Genomic DNA, 18,060 nt, shown 5'->3' on the forward strand with positions numbered 1-18,060 from the left:
AGACCACCGCGGCCACCCGTCCGCCCGTCGTTCCGACCCAGACCACCGCGGCCACCCGTCCGCCCGTCGTTCCGACCCAGACCACCGCGGCCACGTCGCATCCATCGGAAATCCCGGCCACGGCCAGCGCACGCATGCCCAAATCCCTGCCCGTACTCTCCCGGATGCCGGAGATCGGAGAGCGCGGACCGTTCACCGCGGCCTCGCTCCACGCCAGGGAGCGCATCGAGGAACAGACCCCCAGTCACGAATGGACCCGCTCCCCGGCGCGTCCGGCCCGTTATCTGTTCCTCTCCAACCAGCCCACCCCCTTGAACCAGGCCCGCGTGGCCCTCAACAAGGGAGAAAACGCCAAGGCCAGGCGACTTTACGAGAGCGTGTTGCGTCAGGAACCGGGCAACCCGTCGGCCCTGGCCGGACTGGCGGCGCTGGCCATGCGCGAGCAGCGCGAGGATCGGGCGCGTCAACTCTATCGGGAGCTGGCCCGTCTGCAACCCGACTCGCCGATCGCCATGGCCGGGCTCAATGCCCTGGACCGCTCCAGCGATCCCGAAACCCTGGAGAGCCGCCTGCGCGCCCTGCCCGCCGGATCGCCGGACATTCCGCCGCTTCAGTTCGTGCTCGGCACCCGCCTGGCCGCCCGCGACCACTGGCCCGCGGCCCGCGATGCCTTTCGCGCCGCGTTGCGCTTCGATGCCGACAACCCCGATCTGCACCACAACCTGGCAGTCGCCCTCGAACACACCGGCGCCCGTCAGGATGCCCTGACCCACTATCGCGAGGCGTTGCGCGCCCGCGCCCACCGTGGCTGGGCCGGATTCGACCCCAACCGGATCCAACGCCGCATCTTCACGCTGCAAACTTCCTTCCCTGACGCCTGATCCTTGGTTACTCTATTTAGTGCTTGGTGATTCCGTCCATGGAATCACCCAACACGACCCTCGCGCCACGTATCAGGATCGCCATGGATATCGAACTGTTCGTCAATGATCTCTGTCCCTACTGCCAACGGGTGGTGATCACCGCCCGCCACCTGAACCTCGCCCATCGGGCCACGCCGATCAATCTGGCCAGCCGTCCGGCCTGGTTGTCCGAGGTGTCGCCCCAATCCAGCGTACCGGCATTGCGCGCCGACGGGGTGGCGATCTTCGATTCGTCCGTGATCAACGAATTCTTCAACGACCTGGCCCAGGGGGGCATGCTGCCCGCCGATCCGGTTGACAAGGGGGTGTGTCGCGCCTGGATCAACCACTCCGGCCAATGTCAGTCGCTCTTCACCCAGTGCTGCCTGGCCCAGGACACCGCCGCCTTCGAGATCGCCCGCAAGGGACTGATCGACGCCCTGAACACCTTCGAACAGGGGCCTTTGCAACGGAGCGCCCGCGGATTCGACGGCGCGGTTCTCTCCCTGGTGGACGTGGCCATGGCCCCGCTCTTCACCCGCATCGCCCACCTCGAAGGACAGGTGACGCTCTGGCCCGAAACGGGACTGGAACGGGTGCGCGCCTGGTCGGATCGGTTGCGCGGAAAGGCGGTGGTGCAGGAGTCGATTCCCGAAAAATTCGCGCCGATGTTTCGGATGTTTTTGAAAAACCGGGCGGCGGGTGGCCATGTGGCCACCCGGATGGGCGTGGGCGCCGACTGACGCCAAGGTGGGGCGTGGGCGTCAAGGTGGAGCGTGGGCGCTGGTTGACAAGACGAAAAGAACGCGGTTCCGGGTGCTTCAGATGGTAAATGACGCGGATACGCAGCGGTTCGGACGATCCGGCATCTCGCACAGACGGGCGTGATCGGCCTCATGGCGTTCCGACCCCCGCAACCCTTCGTCCAGGGCGCGCAACAGCGCCAGCGCCCAGGCGGGAAGCTCTGGATGCAGCCGATAATAAACCCACTGGCCGGCGCGCCGGTCGAGCACCAGATGGTGTTCGCGCAGGGTGGCCAGATGTCGGGAGATCTTCGGCTGCACCTCGGAGAGGGCATGGCCGAATTCGCAGACACACAGCTCGTTCTCGCGCAACAACAAATGCACGCAGCGCAGGCGGGTCTCATCGACCAGACATTTCAACAGCCGTTCAGGAGTGATCACCACGCACCTCCAGGGTCGAAAAAGTCCATCATTCCCATGCAACCCGGCGTTTGTCAATGGATCGGCGCGCACGCACCAGGAGTCCATCCACAGGCATGATTTCCAGCCTCTCCCTTCGGTCACGCCTTGAGAGGCGACCGGTAAAGAATCATCTGACGCTGATCATCCAGGATCGGACGGTGCTCGTGGTGCATGTCGATGCGACGCGTCGCCCCCAGATCACCCCGTTTGCCAACAGCGCGGAAGGGGTGGCCAGCTGCGCCGCGCGACTCGATGCGTTGGCGCCACGTCTGCCGGTCCATCTGCTCCTCGACATCCAGGGAGAAGAGGCGCATCCGGAGTCGATCCCTGCCTTGTGGGGGCGCAACCGCCGCGAACTGATCGCCCGCCGCCTGGAGCGACGCTTTCGCGCCACGCCGTTTCGCGGCGCCGAATCCCAGGGCAGGCACAACGATGGCAACGAACGGCTGTTGCTGCGCGGCATCACCGAACCCGGGCGGGTGCAACCCTGGGTGGATCTGCTGGGCGATCGAAACCGCCCGGTGGTCGGGATCTGGTCCGTGCCTCTGCTGACCCCCATGCTGCGGGCTGATCTGGCCCCGGAGTCCGACACCTGGAGCGCCCTGATCACCTTCCACCCCGATGGACACCGGCAAACCCTCTTCCATCAGGGACAACCGCTCTCCAGCCGTCTGATCGCCGGTCGCTCCGACGCCGGCGGCGAGACCCTCGACCTGGCGCTCGCCGAAATCGACCGGACGCGGCTCTATCTGGCCAGCCTGCGTCGCATGCCCAACGAACAACCCGGCCAGGTGCTCATCCTCGCCCCGGATGGCGGGCTACCCGTGTTCCAGGCCGCGATGGCCAAACGTACCCATCCATGCGCCACCTGTCAAATCCTCCCCCTGGGCACCACCGCCCGCAGCCTGGGATTCACCCCCACCGGCACCCAAGACGACACCAACCTGCTGTTCATGTTCCTGCTGCTCGCGCGACGACGCCCCCCGAGCGGTTATTCCCTGCCCGAACCCCTCTCCTGGCGCGCGCGCCTGACGGCCAGATTTCGTCCGCGCGCGCCGGGCCCGGAGCCGGGCCCGATGGTCCAGGGCGCGCCCAGACTGGGAGATCTGCTCGTCACCCGCGGGGTGATCAGCGCCGACCAGCTGGCCATCGCCCTCGACGAACAACAGCGTCAACCCCAACCCCTCGGCAAGATCGTGGTGGCGCTCGGATTCGTTCCTGAACGCACCCTGCGCGATCTGCTCGGCGATCTGTGGCGCCAGGAGAGCATCGACCTGGATCCGGATCTGCTCGACCCCGCCGCCGCGCGAATTCTCCCCGCTGCCCTGGCCAAACGGCATCGGGTGGCGCCGATCTCCTGGAGTCCGGCGGAACACCATCTGGTGGTCGCCATGGCCAACCCCCTGGAGATGACCACCCACGACAAAATCCGCGCACAACTCCCGCCGGGCGCCACCCTGACCTGCAAACTCGCCACGGAATCCGCCATCCACGCGGCCATCGATGCCCTCTACGGGGTGGAACTTTCGGTGGATGGGATCCTGCACGAGATCGAAAGCGGCGAGGTGGACGCCGAAAGTCTGGAACCCCACGCCGGGGAGTTCGCCCATCCGCTGATCCGCCTGGTCGATGCCCTGCTGCTCGATGCCATCCGTCACGACGCCTCGGATCTCCATTTCAGCCCCATGGACGGCTTCATGCGGATCCGCTACCGCATCGACGGCGTGCTGCGCGAGGTGCGTTCCCTTCCGCGCAAGTTCCAGGCCGGCATCACGGTGCGCCTGAAGGTGATGAGCGGCATGGACATCGCCGAAACCCGCCTGCCACAGGATGGTCACTTCGCGCGCGCCATCGCCGGTCGCGCCATCGATTTCCGCGTCTCCACCCAACCAACCCTGTTCGGCGAAAACCTCGTGCTGCGCGTCCTGGACCGTAGCCGGGGCCAGCTCAGTCTCGATGCCCTGGGGCTTTCGGCCCACAACCGCGCGGCCATCGACCGGATGATGGCCCAGCCCGAAGGGATCATCCTGGTCACCGGTCCCACCGGCAGTGGCAAAACCACCACCCTCTATTCGATGATCGCCGCCCTGGACGCCTCGGCGCGCAACATCATGACCCAGGAGGATCCGGTGGAGTATCCCATGCCGTCGATCCTGCAAACCCAGGTCAACGAAGCGATCCAGCTCGATTTCGCCACCGGGGTGCGTTCCATCCTGCGTCAGGATCCGGACATCATCCTGGTGGGCGAGATCCGCGATCCCGATACCGCGCGCATGGCCCTGCGCGCCGCCATGACCGGTCATCAGGTCTACAGCACCCTGCACACCAACTCGGCCCTGGGGGCCATGCCACGTCTGCTCGACATGGGGGTCGAGCCCCATGCCTTGACCGGCAACATCATCGGCGTGCTGGCGCAACGGCTGCTGCGCCGGCTCTGTCCGCGCTGCAAGAGTCCCCATCCCCTCGATGCCACGGCGTGCCGGCTGCTGGGGGTGGACGAGGCCACCCCACCCATGGTCTTCCGGGCCATCGGCTGTCCGGCCTGCGGACAGAGCGGCTACAAGGGGCGGATGTGCGTGATGGAGGCCCTGATCGTGGATGAGACGATGAACGATCTGATCGCGCGGCGCGCCCATCCGGCGGAGTTCCGGGTCGCGGCGCGGGAGCGGGGGTTCGTGCCGCTGCACGCGGATGGCGCGCGGCGGGTGATCGATGGCGAAACCAGCCTCGAGGAGTTGACGCGCGTGCTGGGCGTACAGGGATGGGAAGATCGCTCCCCATCCCCTGGATCGGATGCGCCATGATCCGCTATCGCTACCGGGCCACGGATGAGGGTGGCACCATCCACGCCGGAGAGTTGACCGCCACCAGTCCGGACGATCTGGAGGCGCGTCTGGCCCGGATCGGGCTGATGCTGATCCGTCACCAGAGCCTGGACGGGGGTAGCAGGATGGATCGGCTCTTCTGGCGGCGCGAGGTGTCGCGGCGCGGGCTGTTGCTGTTCTGTCTGCATCTCGAGCAGGTGTTGCGCGCCGGAGTGCCGCTTTTGACCGGCCTGGGTGATTTTCGCGACCATGTGGCCGATCGGCGCATGCGGGTCATCGCGGCGGCCCTGATCGAGGATCTGCACGGCGGGGCGACCCTTTCCGAGGCGCTCGAACACCACCCCCGCGCCTTCGATCCGTTGTTCGTGCGCCTGGTCCATATGGGAGAGCGCACCGGTCAACTGCCCACCCTGCTGCAATCCCTGGCCGAAACCCTCAAATGGGAGGACGAACGCCACACCCAGTTGCGACGCATGCTGATCCATCCGGCCATCGTGGGCACGGCCATCGGCGGGTTGATCCTGTTTTTGATGCTCTTTCTGGTCCCCAAACTGCTGGAACTGATCGCCTCCCTGAACGAAACCCCACCCTGGCACACCCGCGCCCTGATCGCCATGGCCGGCTTCGTCGGCGACTGGTGGCCGCTGTTGCTGGTGCTGCCGGTGTTGCTTCTGATCGGTCTGCGCATGGCGCGCGTGACGAATCCGATCCTGCGCGGGAGGGTGGATGCGGCGCTGTTCTCGCTCCATGTGATCGGCCCCCTGATCAAAAAAACCATCCAGGCCCGGCTGGCCCACGCCCTGGCCCTGCTGCTGGAAGCCGGCATCCCCCTGCCCGAGGCCTTGACCCTGTGTGACGGCCTGACCGACCGGCAACCGCTGCGCGATGCGCTGGAGACCACCCGGAATCATCTTCTCAACGGCGAGCGGATCGCCGATGCCTTTGCCAACGCCCGGCTCTTTCCGCCCATCCTGGAGAACATGATCCGCGCCGGCGAGGCGAGCGGCGCGCCGGCCAAGGGATTCCGGCACATCGGCTACTTTCTCGACCGGGAGATCCAGGAGGGGATCGGTCGGCTGGAACAGCTGACCGAACCGCTTCTGACCCTGATTCTGGGTGGGGTGATGGGATGGGTGATCCTGTCGGTGCTCGGGCCGGTCTACGATCTCATCGCCCGGATGGGTTCCTGATGGAAAAGGACCGCATGCACCCCCTGCCACCCGGTCCGCCCCACACCGGCTCCCGACATGGGGAGCGCGGGGCGGTGCTGCTGATCTGGCTGGCGTTTTTTCTGGTGGCGGGTCTGGGGTGGATCATCGACGCGCTGCTGCTGGAGTCCGACCAGGCCCGCGCGGAACGACGCACCGCCCGATCGATGGCCAGGGCCAGCCAGGCCCTGATCGCCTGGGGGATCGTCGCCGCTTCGGAGCCTGGGCGCCCCGGCACGCTGCCGTGTCCGTTATCCGAGCGCGCGGGCGACTACCGCCAGACGGGTGACGCCCCCGCCGCATGCCCGAACCCCGGCCAGGATGCCACCGGTCTGCTGCCCTGGCGAACCTTGCGACTGCCTCCCCTGTTCGATGGCCAGCAAACCCCGATCGGCTACACCCTGGTCGCCGCCTTCAGGCCCGACAACCAGGCCGAACCCGGAACGGATTGCGCGCGTCACCCGGTGGCCGCCCGGCTGCATGCCGCCACCCGACCCCATGCCCCCCCTCTGGAGATCCATTGCGATGCCCTGCGCGCCAGACCGTGAATGGTTCGAGGGATACGCCGGCCAATCGGCGCCCCCATCCCGCCAGTCGGGATTCTCCCTCGTGGAACTGGCCGTGGTGCTGTCGGTCGTGGCTCTTCTGATCGGCGGCGGACTCACCGCCCTCACCCCGCTCCGGGACGCCCAACAAAAACAAAAAGCCCAACTTGCCCTGGAAAAGATCCACGACGCCCTGATCGGCCACGTCATCCGCCATGGTCGCCTGCCCTGCCCGGAGGCCCCAGCCGCCGCACCAGAGAATGTCGGGGTTCGGGAGGAGGGGCTGGGCCTGGAGGAATCCCCCGGTCACTGCCGCCACCGGCACGGGCTGCTGCCCTGGCGCGCCCTCGGCGTGCCGCCACGCGATCCATGGGGCCAGCCGTTCCGCTATCACCTGTCTCCCGCCTGGCACGCGCCGATCACCTGCCAAACCCCAGGCGATCTCACCGTGCGCCTGGACCACGACGCCGGCCCGATCCTGGCCGATGATCTGCCGGTGGTGGTGGTCGCGGCGGGCAAGGAGGGGTGGCCGCCCCATCAACCCGCCACCCAGCCGGTCACGCTGGTGATGCGCAAAGGGGGCATCGGTCAGATGATCTACCCCTCGCCGCTGCTGCTCAAGGCCAGGCTGCTCGAAGCCGGTCACCCGATCCGCTGTCGGGAACCACGCGCGCCATGAGCCCCCCCACGCCCCGCGCCACGCTGGCCATCCTGGCCATGGCCACCTGCCGCATGGCCTGGCGGGAGCGCTGGCACCTCGGACTGATGGGGCTTCTGGTGGCCGGCTGGCTGCTCGCCCTGCTCGCCGAACCGATCGCCCTCACCGAAACAAGCCACACCAGCGCCATCCTGGCCGGCTTCTGGCTCCGTCTGGCCAGCCTGTTCGAAATGGCCCTGCTGGTGATCCTCACCATCAGCCGCGAACGACAACAACGGCTTCTGGAATGTCTGCTCGCACTGCCCCTCCCGCGTGCGACGCTGTTCTGGGGACGGCTGCTTGGCTTTCATCTGCTCGCGCTCGGCGTGGCCATCCTGTGCGGTCTGCTCATGCTCCCGCTGCTCCCCGGACCGGTGGCCCTGGCCTGGAGCCTCACCCTGGCCTGCGAACTGCTGATCCTCGCCACCCTCGCCCTGCTCCTGGCCCTGGCCATCCGCCAACCCACCCTGGCCATGACCGGCACCGCCGGTTTTTATCTCCTGGCCCGCCTGCTGCCCGCCATCCAGCTCATGGCCGATGAGCCGGGCCATGAACTGCCGGGCTGGAGCGGTCACATCCTGGATGGAGCGCTGACCGGACTCGCCTGGCTGCTGCCCGATCTGGAACGGTTCACCGTCTCCCATTGGCTGGCTTACGGTCACGTAACCTGGGAGAGTTTCGGCCCCATGCTTGTCGAAACCGCACTCCAGGTGCTGTTGTGGAGCGCCATCGGGCTGATCGATCTGGCCCGCAAGCCGTTTTGACCGCCATGGCCCGCCCGCTCCCCTGGCGTCTGATCACCCCGTTGATCGTGATCGCCCTTCTGCAAACGGCGTGGCGACTCCAGACACCCCGAGCCGAGCCGGTCGCCACCTCCCTGGAGTCCCCCCCCTCCGTGGCCGTGCTGCGCTTGACCACCCTCAACGATCCCATCGTCGCATCCCGGTCCTGGGGGATCCGACTGCAAACCTTCGATCAACAACCCGGTCTCCAACTCCCCCTGCGCACCATCGATCCGGAACGCCTGATCGCCTGGCTGGAGCGCTTGCTGGCCCTGGACCCGCGCGCGGGGTTGCCGCTGGATCTGGCACTGGAGATTCACGGCTTCGTGCCCGATCCGGCCCGTCAGCGGCGCATGCTCGATTTCATCCACCGGGCGTTTCTGGAAAATCCGGCGCGACGCTGGCCATGGCTGGCCCGCGCGGCCAGCGTGGCCAGACACCGCTTGAACGACAACCGGCTGGCACGGTATTATCTCAACATCCTCGAATCCCACCTGGAACCAAAAGAAATCCCCTTTTGGGTGGATGGATTGCATGCCAGAATCCTCGAGGAACTGGGAGAACCCAAAAAGGCGCGCAACCGACTCGCCGAGCGCCTCGAACGCGGCGGAGACACCCCGGCTCAACAAAGGGCCATGCGCATCGGAATGGAACGTTTACGAACCGCAACCGGAGAGGAATGAGCATGCAGCGATTACGCGGAAGTTCACAAAAGGGGTTCAGCCTGGTCGAAATCGCCATCGTGCTGATGATCATCGGCCTTCTGATCGGCGGGGTGCTCAAGGGGATGAGCATGGTGAAGAACACCAAGATCAAGCGTCTGGCCCTGGATACCCAGGCCACCCAGGGGGCGATCAACACCTATGCGGACGCCTACTGGATGCTGCCGGGCGACGATGCCGGGGCGGCGAGCCGCTGGGCGGTGGGCGCCACGCCCGGCAATGGCAACGGCATGATCGAGGGGCTGTTTCTGGCCCCGCCAGCCAACCGCATCCCCTCGTCTTCCGCATCGCCTGCCGAGACCGCGCTGGCCTGGAACCATCTGTATTGCGAGGGGCTCTTGAAAGGGACGTGTCTGCCGAACGGAACCACCACCCCGGTTGCCCAGCCCCTCAATCCGGCGGGAGGGCTCACCGGCATCGCCGATGGACGTCTGGGCCAGGTGCTCGGCATCACCAAGAAGATGGTCTGCATGAAGGACATCCCCTCGGAATACGCCATGGTCTACGACACCCAGTTCGACGACGGCCACGGGGAGACCGGCGACATTCGCGGCAGCGACCACAACGAGGACGAAACCACCCCCGGCACCGCCACCCCCTATCAGCCCGACAGGCGCATCCATATCTGCACCGGGTTCTGATCCTGGTACGTGGCATGCCGAGCCCGAAGGGAGGAACCCGTGGTATCGAGCCGGTTCATCGACTCACGTCCCATGCCAACGGCATGGATCACGACACCGGGCCGACGCGCTGTTTGATCTTGTTTCCCAGTGTCTTCAGCTCGGCTTCGTCTTCCATGTCAGCGGCTTGCGCTGCGTGGGTTTTGCGGTGTTGGTCGTCGTGAACAAACGAAGCAGAGACCTGCTGCTCCATCCGCGCATGGCTCACGGTACCCGCTCCGGCCAGCAGGGAAAAACCGTTGGCGGTGAGGATCCGCCCGATATTCTGCCTCCAGAAGGCCATGCTGGTGATGGCCTGCCGTTTGGCGCGCAGTCACGCGGTAGCCCACCGCCAGAATGGCGTCGAGGTTGTAGAGCGTGACCGGGCGACGCACCTCGCGGGCACCCTCGGTTTGAACTGTCAAGGATTCCTTGGCAGTTGCGGCGGGGTCCAACTCACCGTCTTGATAAAGATTCTCCAGGTGTAGAGAAATATTCTGCCTGGTGACGCTGAACAACCGGGCATGGCAACCAACGCACCCATCACCCCTGTTCACCGCGCCCCACCCATGCACCATCGGTGTCATTTTCCCTTGAATCACTCTCAATGATGGCACACATTGCGCATCGTGACCATTTATTACAAAAAAATATGCGGAAATCTGACGCAGTTTAATGTATAAGAATATTCAAGCATTCTTACACATGCAACCTTGATCCAAAGGAGACGCGCATGGGCATGCCGGTACTGGTTCTGGGGGTGGGCAATGTGCTCCTGAGTGACGAAGGGGCCGGCGTGCATCTGTTGTCCCTGCTCAAGAACCATCCCGAACTCCCGGAAGGGGTCACCTGTCTGGATGGCGGCACCCTGGGCTTTGAATTGGCCTCGGTGATGGCCGATCTTCCGGCCCTGATCATCGTGGACGCGGCCAATCTGGGCGAAAATCCCGGCGCGATCCGCCTCTTCGAAGGGGCCGAAATGGATCGCTGGATGTCCGGAGGCCGACGCAGCGCCCACGAAGTGGGTCTGGCCGATCTGTTGGACTCCCTCAAACTCGACGACGCCCTGCCGGTTCGACGCGCCATGGTGGCCATTCAACCAGCCTCCCTCGGCTGGGGCACCACCCTCACCCCCCCCGTGTCCGTGGCACTCCCCGAAGTCGCGGTCGCGGTGATTCATCTGATCCGTCTGTGGCGGCAGTCGTCCGCCGATCCCTTTGCAAACGAGGAGCACTCCCATGAAAACGACCGGAACACTCGGTGAGCTGTTGCTCGACCGAGGGGTGAGCCGACGCGCCCTGTTGCGTTACGGCGCCGCCCTGGCCGCCGCGCTGGCGTTGCCCGTCGGCGCGGGAAAGGCCCTGGCCAAAGGCCTGGCAAACGCACGTCGTCCCTCGGTGATCTGGCTGTCGTTGCAGGAGTGCACCGGCTGCACCGAGGCGCTGACGCGCGCCTATGCCCCCACCCTGGAACAACTGATCCTGGAGTCGATCTCCCTGGATTACCACCACACCCTCCAGGCCGCCTCCGGAACCGCTGCGGAAGAGGCCCGCGAGGCGGCGATGCGCGAGAATCCCAACGGCTATCTGGTGGTGGTGGATGGCGCGGTGCCACTGGGTGGCAAGGGGTTCTCCACCATCGCCGGCGTGGACAACCGCACCCTGCTGGAAGAGACCGTCAAGGGAGCGGTGGGGGTGATCGCGGTGGGCAGTTGCGCCGCCTTCGGAGGGCTGCCCATGGCCCATCCCAACCCCACGGGCGCGGCCCCCATCTCGGCGGTGGTGCGCAACAAACCGGTGATCAACCTGCCCGGCTGTCCGCCGATCCCGGAGGTGATGGTGGGGGTGGTGGCGCACTTTCTCGCCTTTGGCAAGTGGCCGGTGCTCGACAACCTGAACCGTCCCCGCTCCTACTACGGCGAAACCCTGCACGACCGCTGCTACCGCCGCCCGTTCTACGATCGGGGGCTGTTCGCGGAGCGGTTCGACGACGAGGGAGCCCGCAAGGGATGGTGTCTGTTCAAGCTCGGCTGCAAGGGACCGGTCACCTACAACGCCTGCGCCACCCTGAAATGGAACGGCGGGGTGAGTTTCCCCATCCAGTCCGGACACGGCTGCCTGGGCTGCTCGGAACCGCGCTTCTGGGACGCGGGCGGCTTCTACCGTGCCCTGTCGGCCCCGGCGCCCCTGTCGCGTCGGGTCATCCCCATCGCCGTGGCGGGCGGCGCGATCCTGGGGGCCGGCGTGGCATTGTCCAACCGCCGCCAACAGAACGCCAGCCGCGCGGCCACCCCGGTCCTGCAACTCGACGACTTGGAGAGATCCTCATGAACACCCTCGCCTCCGACCTGCTGATCTGGGCGCGTGGACCCGGTTTCCACGCGGCATTGGCCCTGTTTCTGGTGGGGCTCATCTGGCGTCTGGTGGAGATCTACGCCCTCGGCCACCCGCGCCGCTGCCTGGCCACACCCTTGAAGGATGGCCCGACCGAGGGGTTCAAAACCGTCTTCCGGCGTTTTCTGCCCGCGCCGGGCATGTTCGCCCGCGCGCCGGTGACCTATCTGGGCGGCTGGGTGTTCCATGCCGGCTTCTTCATCGTGCTGTTTTTCTTCGCCCCGCACATCGAGATCTTCCGGAGCCTGCTGGGGATCCGCTGGCCGGCGTTGAGCAACCCCCTGATCGAACTGGCCACGGTCGCCGCCCTGATCGCCATGATTCTGGTGCTGGTGAGCCGCATCACCAACCCGGTGAAACGGTTTTTGTCCACCTTCATGGATTACTTCGGCTGGGCGCTCACCTTTCTGCCGCTCCTCACCGGCTGGCTTGCCTGGCATGAACTGCTCTTGCCTTATACCTGGTCGTTGGCCCTGCATGTGCTCTCCGCGGATCTTCTGCTGGCACTGCTGCCCTTCACCCGCCTGCTGCACGGGGTGACGGCCTTCCCATCGCGTTGGTACACGGGCGTCTGGTTCGGACGCAAGGGGGTGCAATCATGAGCGCAACCTTGGAACGGGGGCTCAACGCCTTCCGCAACTTCCTGAACGCGCCGGCGGCGAGCTTCTTCGCCTCCTGCGTCCACTGCGGGCTGTGCGCCGAATCCTGTCTCTTCTACACCGAAAGCAAGGATCCGCGCATGGCGCCGATCCACAAACTCGAACCGATGCGCCGGCTCTGGGAGCGGGAGTTCACCCTGCTGGGACGCATCCAGGCCATTCTGGGCCTTCTGCCCGAGGTGACCGACGCGGAGTTGGAGTCCTGGAGCGAACTGGTCTTCGACACCTGCACCCTGTGCGGACGCTGTTCGATGGTCTGCCCGGTGGGCAACGATCTGGTCTACATGATCCGGCGCATGCGCGAAGGGATGGCCGCCTCGGGACACGCCCCGGCGGATCTGGTGGGAGCCACCCGGCGCAACCTGGAAAAAGGGAGCGCCATGGGGGTCACGATCGACACCCTCATGGCCCAGATCCGCCATCAGGAGGCGGAACTCGGGGTCGAGATCCCGCTCGATCGCGAGGGGGTCGATTACATGGTGCTGCTCTCCTCCATGGAGATCGTGCAGTTCCCGGAGTACATCGGCGCGGTGGCGCGCATCTTCAAGCAGGCCGGCGTCACCTGGACCATCAGCACCCAGGCCTTCGAGGCCACCAACGGCGGCATTCAGATCGGCGTGCCGGACATCGCCCGGCGCATCGTGATGCGTACCGTGGAGGTGGCTGAACGGTTGAAGGTCAAAACCGTGATCTGCCCGGAGTGCGGACACGGTTTCCGGGCGCTGCGCTGGGAGGGGGAGGATCTGATCGGACGCAAATACGGCTTCCAGGTGCAACACATCCTGGAGGTGCTCGACGAACTGCGCGCCCAAGGTCGACTGCCTCTCGACAAAAACCTCGACGATCGCCCGTTGACCTACCACGATCCCTGTCAGATCGTGCGCCGTGGCGGGGTGGTCGAGGCGCCCCGGAATCTTTTGAAACAGGTGGCCAGCGACTTCCGCGAGATGGCCGATCACGGCGCCATGAACTGGTGTTGCGGCGGCGGCGGTGGCGTAAGCACCCTGGAGCGGGCCGAACCGTGGCGGCTTCTGGCCTTCAAGCGCAAGAAGGAGCAGATCGAAACCCTGGGTGTGCATACCCTGGTGACCGCCTGCGCCAACTGCCGGATGGTGATCGAGGAGGATCTCGACAAGTATGCCATGGACATCGAGGTGGTGGGGCTCACCGAACTGGTGGCCGAACACCTTTTACCATGGGACTCCCGCGCGGGAGTCCCACGGGAGGGGGGTGAGGGGGAATGCCCCCCATCGTACAAATCCGAGAACAATTCTGACCGGTAGGAGCGACTCCCATGACGCAACGTCTCGTGGTGGATCCGATCACGCGCATCGAGGGCCATCTGCGCATCGAGGCCGAAATGGACGGCGACACCATCCGGGAGGCCTACTCTTCCGGAACCATGGTGCGCGGCATCGAATTGATTTTGAAAGGGCGCGACCCGCGTGATGCCTGGGCCTTCACGCAGCGCATCTGCGGGGTCTGCACCCTGGTGCATGCCATCGCCTCGGTGCGCGCGGTGGAGGATGCGCTGGACTGGGAGATCCCGCCCAACGCGCAACTCATTCGCAACCTGATGATCGGCGCCCAGTATGTACACGATCATGTGATGCATTTTTACCACCTGCACGCCCTCGATTGGGTGGATGTGGTATCCGCCCTGAAAGCCGATCCCGCGGCCACCGCCGATCTGGCCCGTGCGGTGGGATCGCGGGCGCCGGGTTCGCCGGGTCACTTCGCCGACGTGCTCAAGACGCTCAAAGGGTTCGTGGAGAGCGGACAACTGGGGATCTTCCGCAACGGCTACTGGGGTCATCCGGGGTATCGGCTGCCGCCCGAGGCGAATCTCATGGCCGTCTCCCACTACCTGGACGCCCTGCGCTGGCAACGGGAGGTGGTGAAGATCCACGCCCTGTTCGGCGGCAAGAATCCGCACCCCAATTTCCTGGTGGGCGGGGTGCCATGCGCGATCTCGCTGGAGAGCGGCGCCCAGGCCGGCACCGCCGTGGACATGAACGCGCTGGCCACGGTTCGCAACGTGATCCGTTCCATGCGCGAATTCGTGGATCACGTCTATCTGCCGGATCTGATGGCCATCGCCAGCTTCTACAAGGATTGGGGAACCGTGGGCGAGGGGGTGGGAAACTTCCTGTGTTACGGGGATCTGCCCGGCACCACGATGAAGGATCCGGCGTCGTTCTTCTTCCCGCCCGGCGTGATCCTGAACCGGGATCTCTCGAAGATCCATCCGGTGGATCTGCGCGCCGAGGAGGAGATCCAGGAGTTCGTGGCGCGCTCCTGGTACGACCATGCCGGCGGCAAGGAGCAGGGATTGCACCCCTTCGCGGGGGAGACCAAACTCAACTACACCGGTCCCAATCCGCCTTACGAGCAGCTGGAGGTGGAGAAATCCTACTCCTGGCTCAAGGCGCCGCGCTGGCGCGGCAAGCCGATGGAGGTGGGACCTCTGGCGCGGGTCTTGATGCTCTTCGCCAAGGGGCACGAGCCGACCCAGGCGTTGGTGCAAAAGACCCTCTCCACGCTGAACATCCCGGTTTCGGCCCTCTTCTCCACCCTGGGCCGCACCGCCGCGCGCGGACTGGAGACCAAACTGCTCGCCGATGCCCTGGATGGCTGGCTCGACCAACTCATCGGGAACATTCGCGCCGGGGATTTCCGCACCGCCAACGCCGCCAAGTGGGAACCCTCGACCTGGCCGGCCATGGCCAAGGGGGTGGGATTCATGGAGGCCCCGCGCGGGGGACTGGCCCACTGGATCGTGATCCAGAAGGGGGTCATCGCCAACTATCAGGCGGTGGTGCCGAGCACCTGGAATGCCGGTCCGCGTGATCCGGACAACGTGAGCGGTCCCTACGAGGCGGCCCTGCGCGGTCACAAGCTGGCCAATCCCAAGCAGCCTCTGGAGATCCTGCGCACCATCCACAGCTTCGACCCCTGCATCGCCTGCGCGGTCCATCTGGTGGATCCCAACGACGGCGAGCGCATCGAGGTGAAGATCGTGTAGAGATGACGCCCCCGTGGAACCCGGCATCCACGGTTCCACGGGGGGACACATCCGATGGACAGCCCATCCCTCACCGCCATGGACCCGCATCCACGGATCCACGGGGAGATCACCCTGGATCCGGAATGATTGAATCCTTGTCATACGCCGTCCCTTGCGCGTCCGAACCGATCCCGGATTGCCCCTGGCGTCTACACCAATCTGGCCGCCGTCCCTTGCGCGTCCGAACCGCTCCTTGGTATGCTTAACGAAACTCTATAGCGTCTCTGGTCCCGTTCCTGCATGCAATCGGTTATCCGCTCTTTGTCATCCGAGCGAATCGCCAATGGGATGACGCATTTGCACGTTGAGAATCAAGGGGATTTGACCATGCGCGCACCTTCCATGGCCGGTTTGAACGCCGATCAGATGCCACACGCGGGATTGCATGCCAAAACGCTGCTCGATGCCAACGAGGAGCGCATCAACGCGCTGTACAACACTCTGAAAATGCTCGAGCGCGAACGCCGTACCCTCTGTGGTCACCTCCGGGGCAACGAAAGCCTGACCGCCAACGAGATCAACTGGCTGTTTCGTCCGCCGACCGCGCCGTTGAACGAGGATGAATATTTTGCCGAAAAACTCGGCATCATGCACGGTCGCTGCTGATCACCCCCATGGAGCGACTGGCGGGTTCACCAATCCGCCAGTCGCCACACCCCCAAGAACCGCTCATGACGCGCCTTGCCATCCGGAATCAACAGGATCGGTTCCGGGAGCGCGAACGGTGGCGCGGTCAGATTCACCTTGTGCCAGTGGCCGAGGGTGGTCTCCTCGTTGACCGCGTTGGGAAAGGTGGTGGCCAACAGATGGCGGCTCTCGCCGCGTTTGAAGTTGCGCAACGCCTTGAGAACCAGATCGTTGGGCAGATGGGTCAACACATTCCGACATAAAATCCCGTCCGCGCGGGGCAATACCGTGTGGCAAATCTCGGCCACCCCGAACAGATGGTTGGCACGGTTGCCATGCAACGTGCGGTTGTGGCGGATCAGCTCTTCCACCACGTCGTAGCCCAGATAAAGATCCAACCCCTTCGACACCCCGGCCATCCAGTTCAGATCCCCACATCCGGCATCCACCAGCACCCGCACCCCCAGACGCGCCAGGGTCTGTTCGAGCCGGGCGCGCAACTCGCTGGTGGCGCGCAACTCCGACCCCTCGCCGCTGCGGGTCTCCCGGCTCCCCCAGGTGTTCTCGGCATGGATGCGGGTGAAGATCCTTTCGATCTCCACGCCGATCCCGGAGGTGGGCGGATGGGACGGAAAGTGGCCATCCGATCCGCGCGTGCCGATCACCCGCCGGCGCAGATCCACATCCGCATGGGCCATGTAGCCATCCAGGGTGCGCACCCGCCCCATGCCATACCGTTCGATCTCCCGCAACACCTCCGGATCGGTGGAGGGACGCACTTCCAACAGATGTTCCAGGCGCGCCACGGCGTTTTTGTGCATCCGGTTCCAGTCGCCACGGTGATCATCCCAGTGCTTGTTGCGCTCCCGTTCGGTATAGTCGTGGTAAAGGATCACGTCGTTGGGGGTGAACAGGTCATAGCCGTGGGTCCAGAGCCGGGCCGAAAGCGTGATCTCCTCGCCGTGGAAGTAGAGATAGGGATCATAGGGCACCTCGTCCACCATGCTCCCCTTGGCGAACACCATGCCCGCGCCGATGAAGGCCGCCGGCGGAGGCTGTTCGGGTTTGGGGTCCAGGGAGAGATACTCCCCTTGCGGAATCAGGATGCCGTCGCGGTTGAACTTCTTGGCGCGCAGATGGGGCAGTCCCTTGGCGAGTCGTTCGTCCGGGGGGAGGTATTTGTTGGGATGGGTGGAGAGGACCGGTTTGGGCGAAGGACAGGCGTGCAGCATGCGGATCAGCTTCACGTCCCAGTCCGGATCGAAGCGGGTATGGCTGTCGATCTGGAGAAAATAGGCCTCGTTGCCGAAGAACTCGGTCTGGATGAGGCTGCGCGCCCAGCAGGCCCCGCGACTCTCGGCGACCGGCACGATCCGTCCGCGTACCTGGTCGCGCCAGGCATCCGGCACGGCGGTGAACTCCGGGCCATCCACGTCGGGCAGAATCTGCCACAACACCCCGACAGAGACCCGCTCGGGATGGCGTGCCTTGGCGAAGAGATCCACCAGGGTGGGCGCGCATTCGCTGTCGCGATAGCTGGCGATCGACACGAACAGGGTGGCGGTTGCGACGTGATCCATGGAACGGTCCTGGATGTGGGGTGATGCGGTCACGGGATGGGGAGTTGACGACTCAAACCGAACCCGGTCTGGATTATGTCGCTTTTTCCGTTGAAAAAAAAGAGAGCGTCTGGGAGATTCCATCCCAGACCTTCTCTTTTTTTTTCACCAATAAAAACCACACATCCCAAGCCAGGTATGGTTTAACAC

General features: G+C 65.2%; 18 protein-coding genes and 1 pseudogene. 15 read left to right on the forward strand and 4 right to left on the reverse strand.

Annotated elements, in window-relative coordinates:
• The coding region (locus ACV4UY_RS03690) for a tetratricopeptide repeat protein (RefSeq protein ID WP_491606302.1) at positions 1-881 on the forward strand (881 nt) is incomplete at its 5' end.
• 83 nt (positions 882-964) lie between these two features.
• On the forward strand, positions 965-1,645 hold the full coding sequence (locus ACV4UY_RS03695) for a glutathione S-transferase family protein (protein WP_491606303.1): 681 nt from the start codon (positions 965-967) through the stop codon (positions 1,643-1,645).
• Between the two features lie 78 nt (positions 1,646-1,723).
• Here the strand turns inward: ACV4UY_RS03695 and ACV4UY_RS03700 are convergent, their stop codons facing one another.
• Positions 1,724-2,086, reverse strand: coding sequence for a metalloregulator ArsR/SmtB family transcription factor (locus tag ACV4UY_RS03700; RefSeq protein WP_491606304.1), 363 nt, complete (start codon positions 2,084-2,086; stop codon positions 1,724-1,726).
• 95 nt (positions 2,087-2,181) lie between these two features.
• On the opposite strand from ACV4UY_RS03700, the gene ACV4UY_RS03705 reads away from it, so the two are divergent.
• Genes ACV4UY_RS03705 through ACV4UY_RS03735 form a run of 7 tightly spaced genes read left to right on the forward strand, consistent with a single transcriptional unit; the run spans position 2,182 to position 9,527 of the window.
• Positions 2,182-4,911, forward strand: a complete 2,730-nt coding sequence (locus ACV4UY_RS03705; RefSeq protein ID WP_491606305.1) for a GspE/PulE family protein — start codon at positions 2,182-2,184, stop codon at positions 4,909-4,911.
• Positions 4,908-6,122 (forward strand): type II secretion system F family protein, encoded by a 1,215-nt coding sequence (locus tag ACV4UY_RS03710; protein WP_491606306.1) that lies wholly within the window; start codon positions 4,908-4,910, stop codon positions 6,120-6,122. Before ACV4UY_RS03705 ends, ACV4UY_RS03710 begins: the two co-directional genes overlap by 4 nt.
• Complete coding sequence (locus ACV4UY_RS03715; RefSeq protein ID WP_491606307.1) at positions 6,122-6,688, forward strand: hypothetical protein; 567 nt, start codon at positions 6,122-6,124, stop codon at positions 6,686-6,688. Before ACV4UY_RS03710 ends, ACV4UY_RS03715 begins: the two co-directional genes overlap by 1 nt.
• A complete protein-coding gene (locus tag ACV4UY_RS03720) occupies positions 6,666-7,364 on the forward strand; it encodes a prepilin-type N-terminal cleavage/methylation domain-containing protein (RefSeq protein WP_491606308.1) in 699 nt (232 codons plus the stop codon). Before ACV4UY_RS03715 ends, ACV4UY_RS03720 begins: the two co-directional genes overlap by 23 nt.
• A complete protein-coding gene (locus ACV4UY_RS03725; RefSeq protein ID WP_491606309.1) occupies positions 7,361-8,146 on the forward strand; it encodes a hypothetical protein in 786 nt (261 codons plus the stop codon). The genes ACV4UY_RS03720 and ACV4UY_RS03725 overlap by 4 nt, the downstream gene beginning before the upstream one ends.
• 5 nt (positions 8,147-8,151) lie before the next feature.
• Positions 8,152-8,847: a hypothetical protein gene (locus ACV4UY_RS03730; protein WP_491606310.1), complete on the forward strand. Its 696-nt coding sequence runs from the start codon at positions 8,152-8,154 to the stop codon at positions 8,845-8,847.
• Between the two features lie 2 nt (positions 8,848-8,849).
• Complete coding sequence (locus tag ACV4UY_RS03735; RefSeq protein ID WP_491606311.1) at positions 8,850-9,527, forward strand: type II secretion system protein; 678 nt, start codon at positions 8,850-8,852, stop codon at positions 9,525-9,527.
• A gap of 88 nt (positions 9,528-9,615) precedes the next feature.
• Here the strand turns inward: ACV4UY_RS03735 and ACV4UY_RS03740 are convergent, their stop codons facing one another.
• Together ACV4UY_RS03740 and ACV4UY_RS03745 are read right to left on the reverse strand one after the other, a co-directional pair.
• A complete protein-coding gene (locus tag ACV4UY_RS03740) occupies positions 9,616-9,849 on the reverse strand; it encodes a hypothetical protein (protein ID WP_491606330.1) in 234 nt (77 codons plus the stop codon).
• 73 nt (positions 9,850-9,922) lie between these two features.
• A pseudogene (locus ACV4UY_RS03745) lies at positions 9,923-10,132 on the reverse strand (virulence RhuM family protein); the annotation flags it as partial.
• Between the two features lie 146 nt (positions 10,133-10,278).
• On the opposite strand from ACV4UY_RS03745, the gene ACV4UY_RS03750 reads away from it, so the two are divergent.
• The 6 genes from ACV4UY_RS03750 to ACV4UY_RS03775 all read left to right on the forward strand — a co-directional run bounded on the left by ACV4UY_RS03750 (position 10,279) and on the right by ACV4UY_RS03775 (position 16,270).
• Positions 10,279-10,809 carry a hydrogenase maturation protease gene (locus tag ACV4UY_RS03750; RefSeq protein WP_491606312.1) on the forward strand — a complete coding sequence of 177 codons (531 nt, stop codon included), beginning with the start codon at positions 10,279-10,281 and terminating at the stop codon, positions 10,807-10,809.
• Positions 10,784-11,875 carry a hydrogenase small subunit gene (locus ACV4UY_RS03755; protein ID WP_491606313.1) on the forward strand — a complete coding sequence of 364 codons (1,092 nt, stop codon included), beginning with the start codon at positions 10,784-10,786 and terminating at the stop codon, positions 11,873-11,875. The genes ACV4UY_RS03750 and ACV4UY_RS03755 overlap by 26 nt, the downstream gene beginning before the upstream one ends.
• Positions 11,872-12,540 carry a hypothetical protein gene (locus ACV4UY_RS03760; RefSeq protein ID WP_491606314.1) on the forward strand — a complete coding sequence of 223 codons (669 nt, stop codon included), beginning with the start codon at positions 11,872-11,874 and terminating at the stop codon, positions 12,538-12,540. Before ACV4UY_RS03755 ends, ACV4UY_RS03760 begins: the two co-directional genes overlap by 4 nt.
• Entirely contained in the window at positions 12,537-13,880 is a 1,344-nt protein-coding gene (locus tag ACV4UY_RS03765; RefSeq protein WP_491606315.1) for a (Fe-S)-binding protein, read from the forward strand. The genes ACV4UY_RS03760 and ACV4UY_RS03765 overlap by 4 nt, the downstream gene beginning before the upstream one ends.
• 11 nt (positions 13,881-13,891) lie before the next feature.
• Positions 13,892-15,622, forward strand: a complete 1,731-nt coding sequence (locus ACV4UY_RS03770) for a nickel-dependent hydrogenase large subunit (protein ID WP_491606316.1) — start codon at positions 13,892-13,894, stop codon at positions 15,620-15,622.
• A gap of 369 nt (positions 15,623-15,991) precedes the next feature.
• The gene (locus ACV4UY_RS03775; RefSeq protein WP_491606317.1) at positions 15,992-16,270 is read left to right on the forward strand and encodes a hypothetical protein; all 279 of its coding nucleotides are present in this window, start codon (positions 15,992-15,994) and stop codon (positions 16,268-16,270) included.
• Positions 16,271-16,296: 26 nt separating this feature from the next.
• On the opposite strand, the gene ACV4UY_RS03780 is transcribed toward ACV4UY_RS03775, so the two are convergent.
• A complete protein-coding gene (locus ACV4UY_RS03780) occupies positions 16,297-17,871 on the reverse strand; it encodes a GlcNAc-transferase family protein (RefSeq protein ID WP_491606318.1) in 1,575 nt (524 codons plus the stop codon).
• Positions 17,872-18,060 lie beyond the last annotated feature (189 nt).

It is taken from the genome of Candidatus Magnetaquiglobus sp., from assembly GCF_058402785.1.

Coding starts and splice junctions, on each gene's coding strand:
- ACV4UY_RS03710 (WP_491606306.1), top strand. CDS start 4,908: ATGATCCGCTATCGCTACCGGGCCACGGATGAGGGTGGCACCATCCAC.
- ACV4UY_RS03755 (WP_491606313.1), top strand. CDS start 10,784: ATGAAAACGACCGGAACACTCGGTGAGCTGTTGCTCGACCGAGGGGTG.
- ACV4UY_RS03720 (WP_491606308.1), top strand. CDS start 6,666: ATGCCCTGCGCGCCAGACCGTGAATGGTTCGAGGGATACGCCGGCCAA.
- ACV4UY_RS03775 (WP_491606317.1), top strand. CDS start 15,992: ATGCGCGCACCTTCCATGGCCGGTTTGAACGCCGATCAGATGCCACAC.
- ACV4UY_RS03735 (WP_491606311.1), top strand. CDS start 8,850: ATGCAGCGATTACGCGGAAGTTCACAAAAGGGGTTCAGCCTGGTCGAA.
- ACV4UY_RS03705 (WP_491606305.1), top strand. CDS start 2,182: ATGATTTCCAGCCTCTCCCTTCGGTCACGCCTTGAGAGGCGACCGGTA.
- ACV4UY_RS03715 (WP_491606307.1), top strand. CDS start 6,122: ATGGAAAAGGACCGCATGCACCCCCTGCCACCCGGTCCGCCCCACACC.
- ACV4UY_RS03740 (WP_491606330.1), bottom strand. CDS start 9,849: ATGGCCTTCTGGAGGCAGAATATCGGGCGGATCCTCACCGCCAACGGT.
- ACV4UY_RS03730 (WP_491606310.1), top strand. CDS start 8,152: ATGGCCCGCCCGCTCCCCTGGCGTCTGATCACCCCGTTGATCGTGATC.
- ACV4UY_RS03770 (WP_491606316.1), top strand. CDS start 13,892: ATGACGCAACGTCTCGTGGTGGATCCGATCACGCGCATCGAGGGCCAT.
- ACV4UY_RS03725 (WP_491606309.1), top strand. CDS start 7,361: ATGAGCCCCCCCACGCCCCGCGCCACGCTGGCCATCCTGGCCATGGCC.
- ACV4UY_RS03750 (WP_491606312.1), top strand. CDS start 10,279: ATGGGCATGCCGGTACTGGTTCTGGGGGTGGGCAATGTGCTCCTGAGT.
- ACV4UY_RS03760 (WP_491606314.1), top strand. CDS start 11,872: ATGAACACCCTCGCCTCCGACCTGCTGATCTGGGCGCGTGGACCCGGT.
- ACV4UY_RS03765 (WP_491606315.1), top strand. CDS start 12,537: ATGAGCGCAACCTTGGAACGGGGGCTCAACGCCTTCCGCAACTTCCTG.
- ACV4UY_RS03695 (WP_491606303.1), top strand. CDS start 965: ATGGATATCGAACTGTTCGTCAATGATCTCTGTCCCTACTGCCAACGG.
- ACV4UY_RS03780 (WP_491606318.1), bottom strand. CDS start 17,871: ATGGATCACGTCGCAACCGCCACCCTGTTCGTGTCGATCGCCAGCTAT.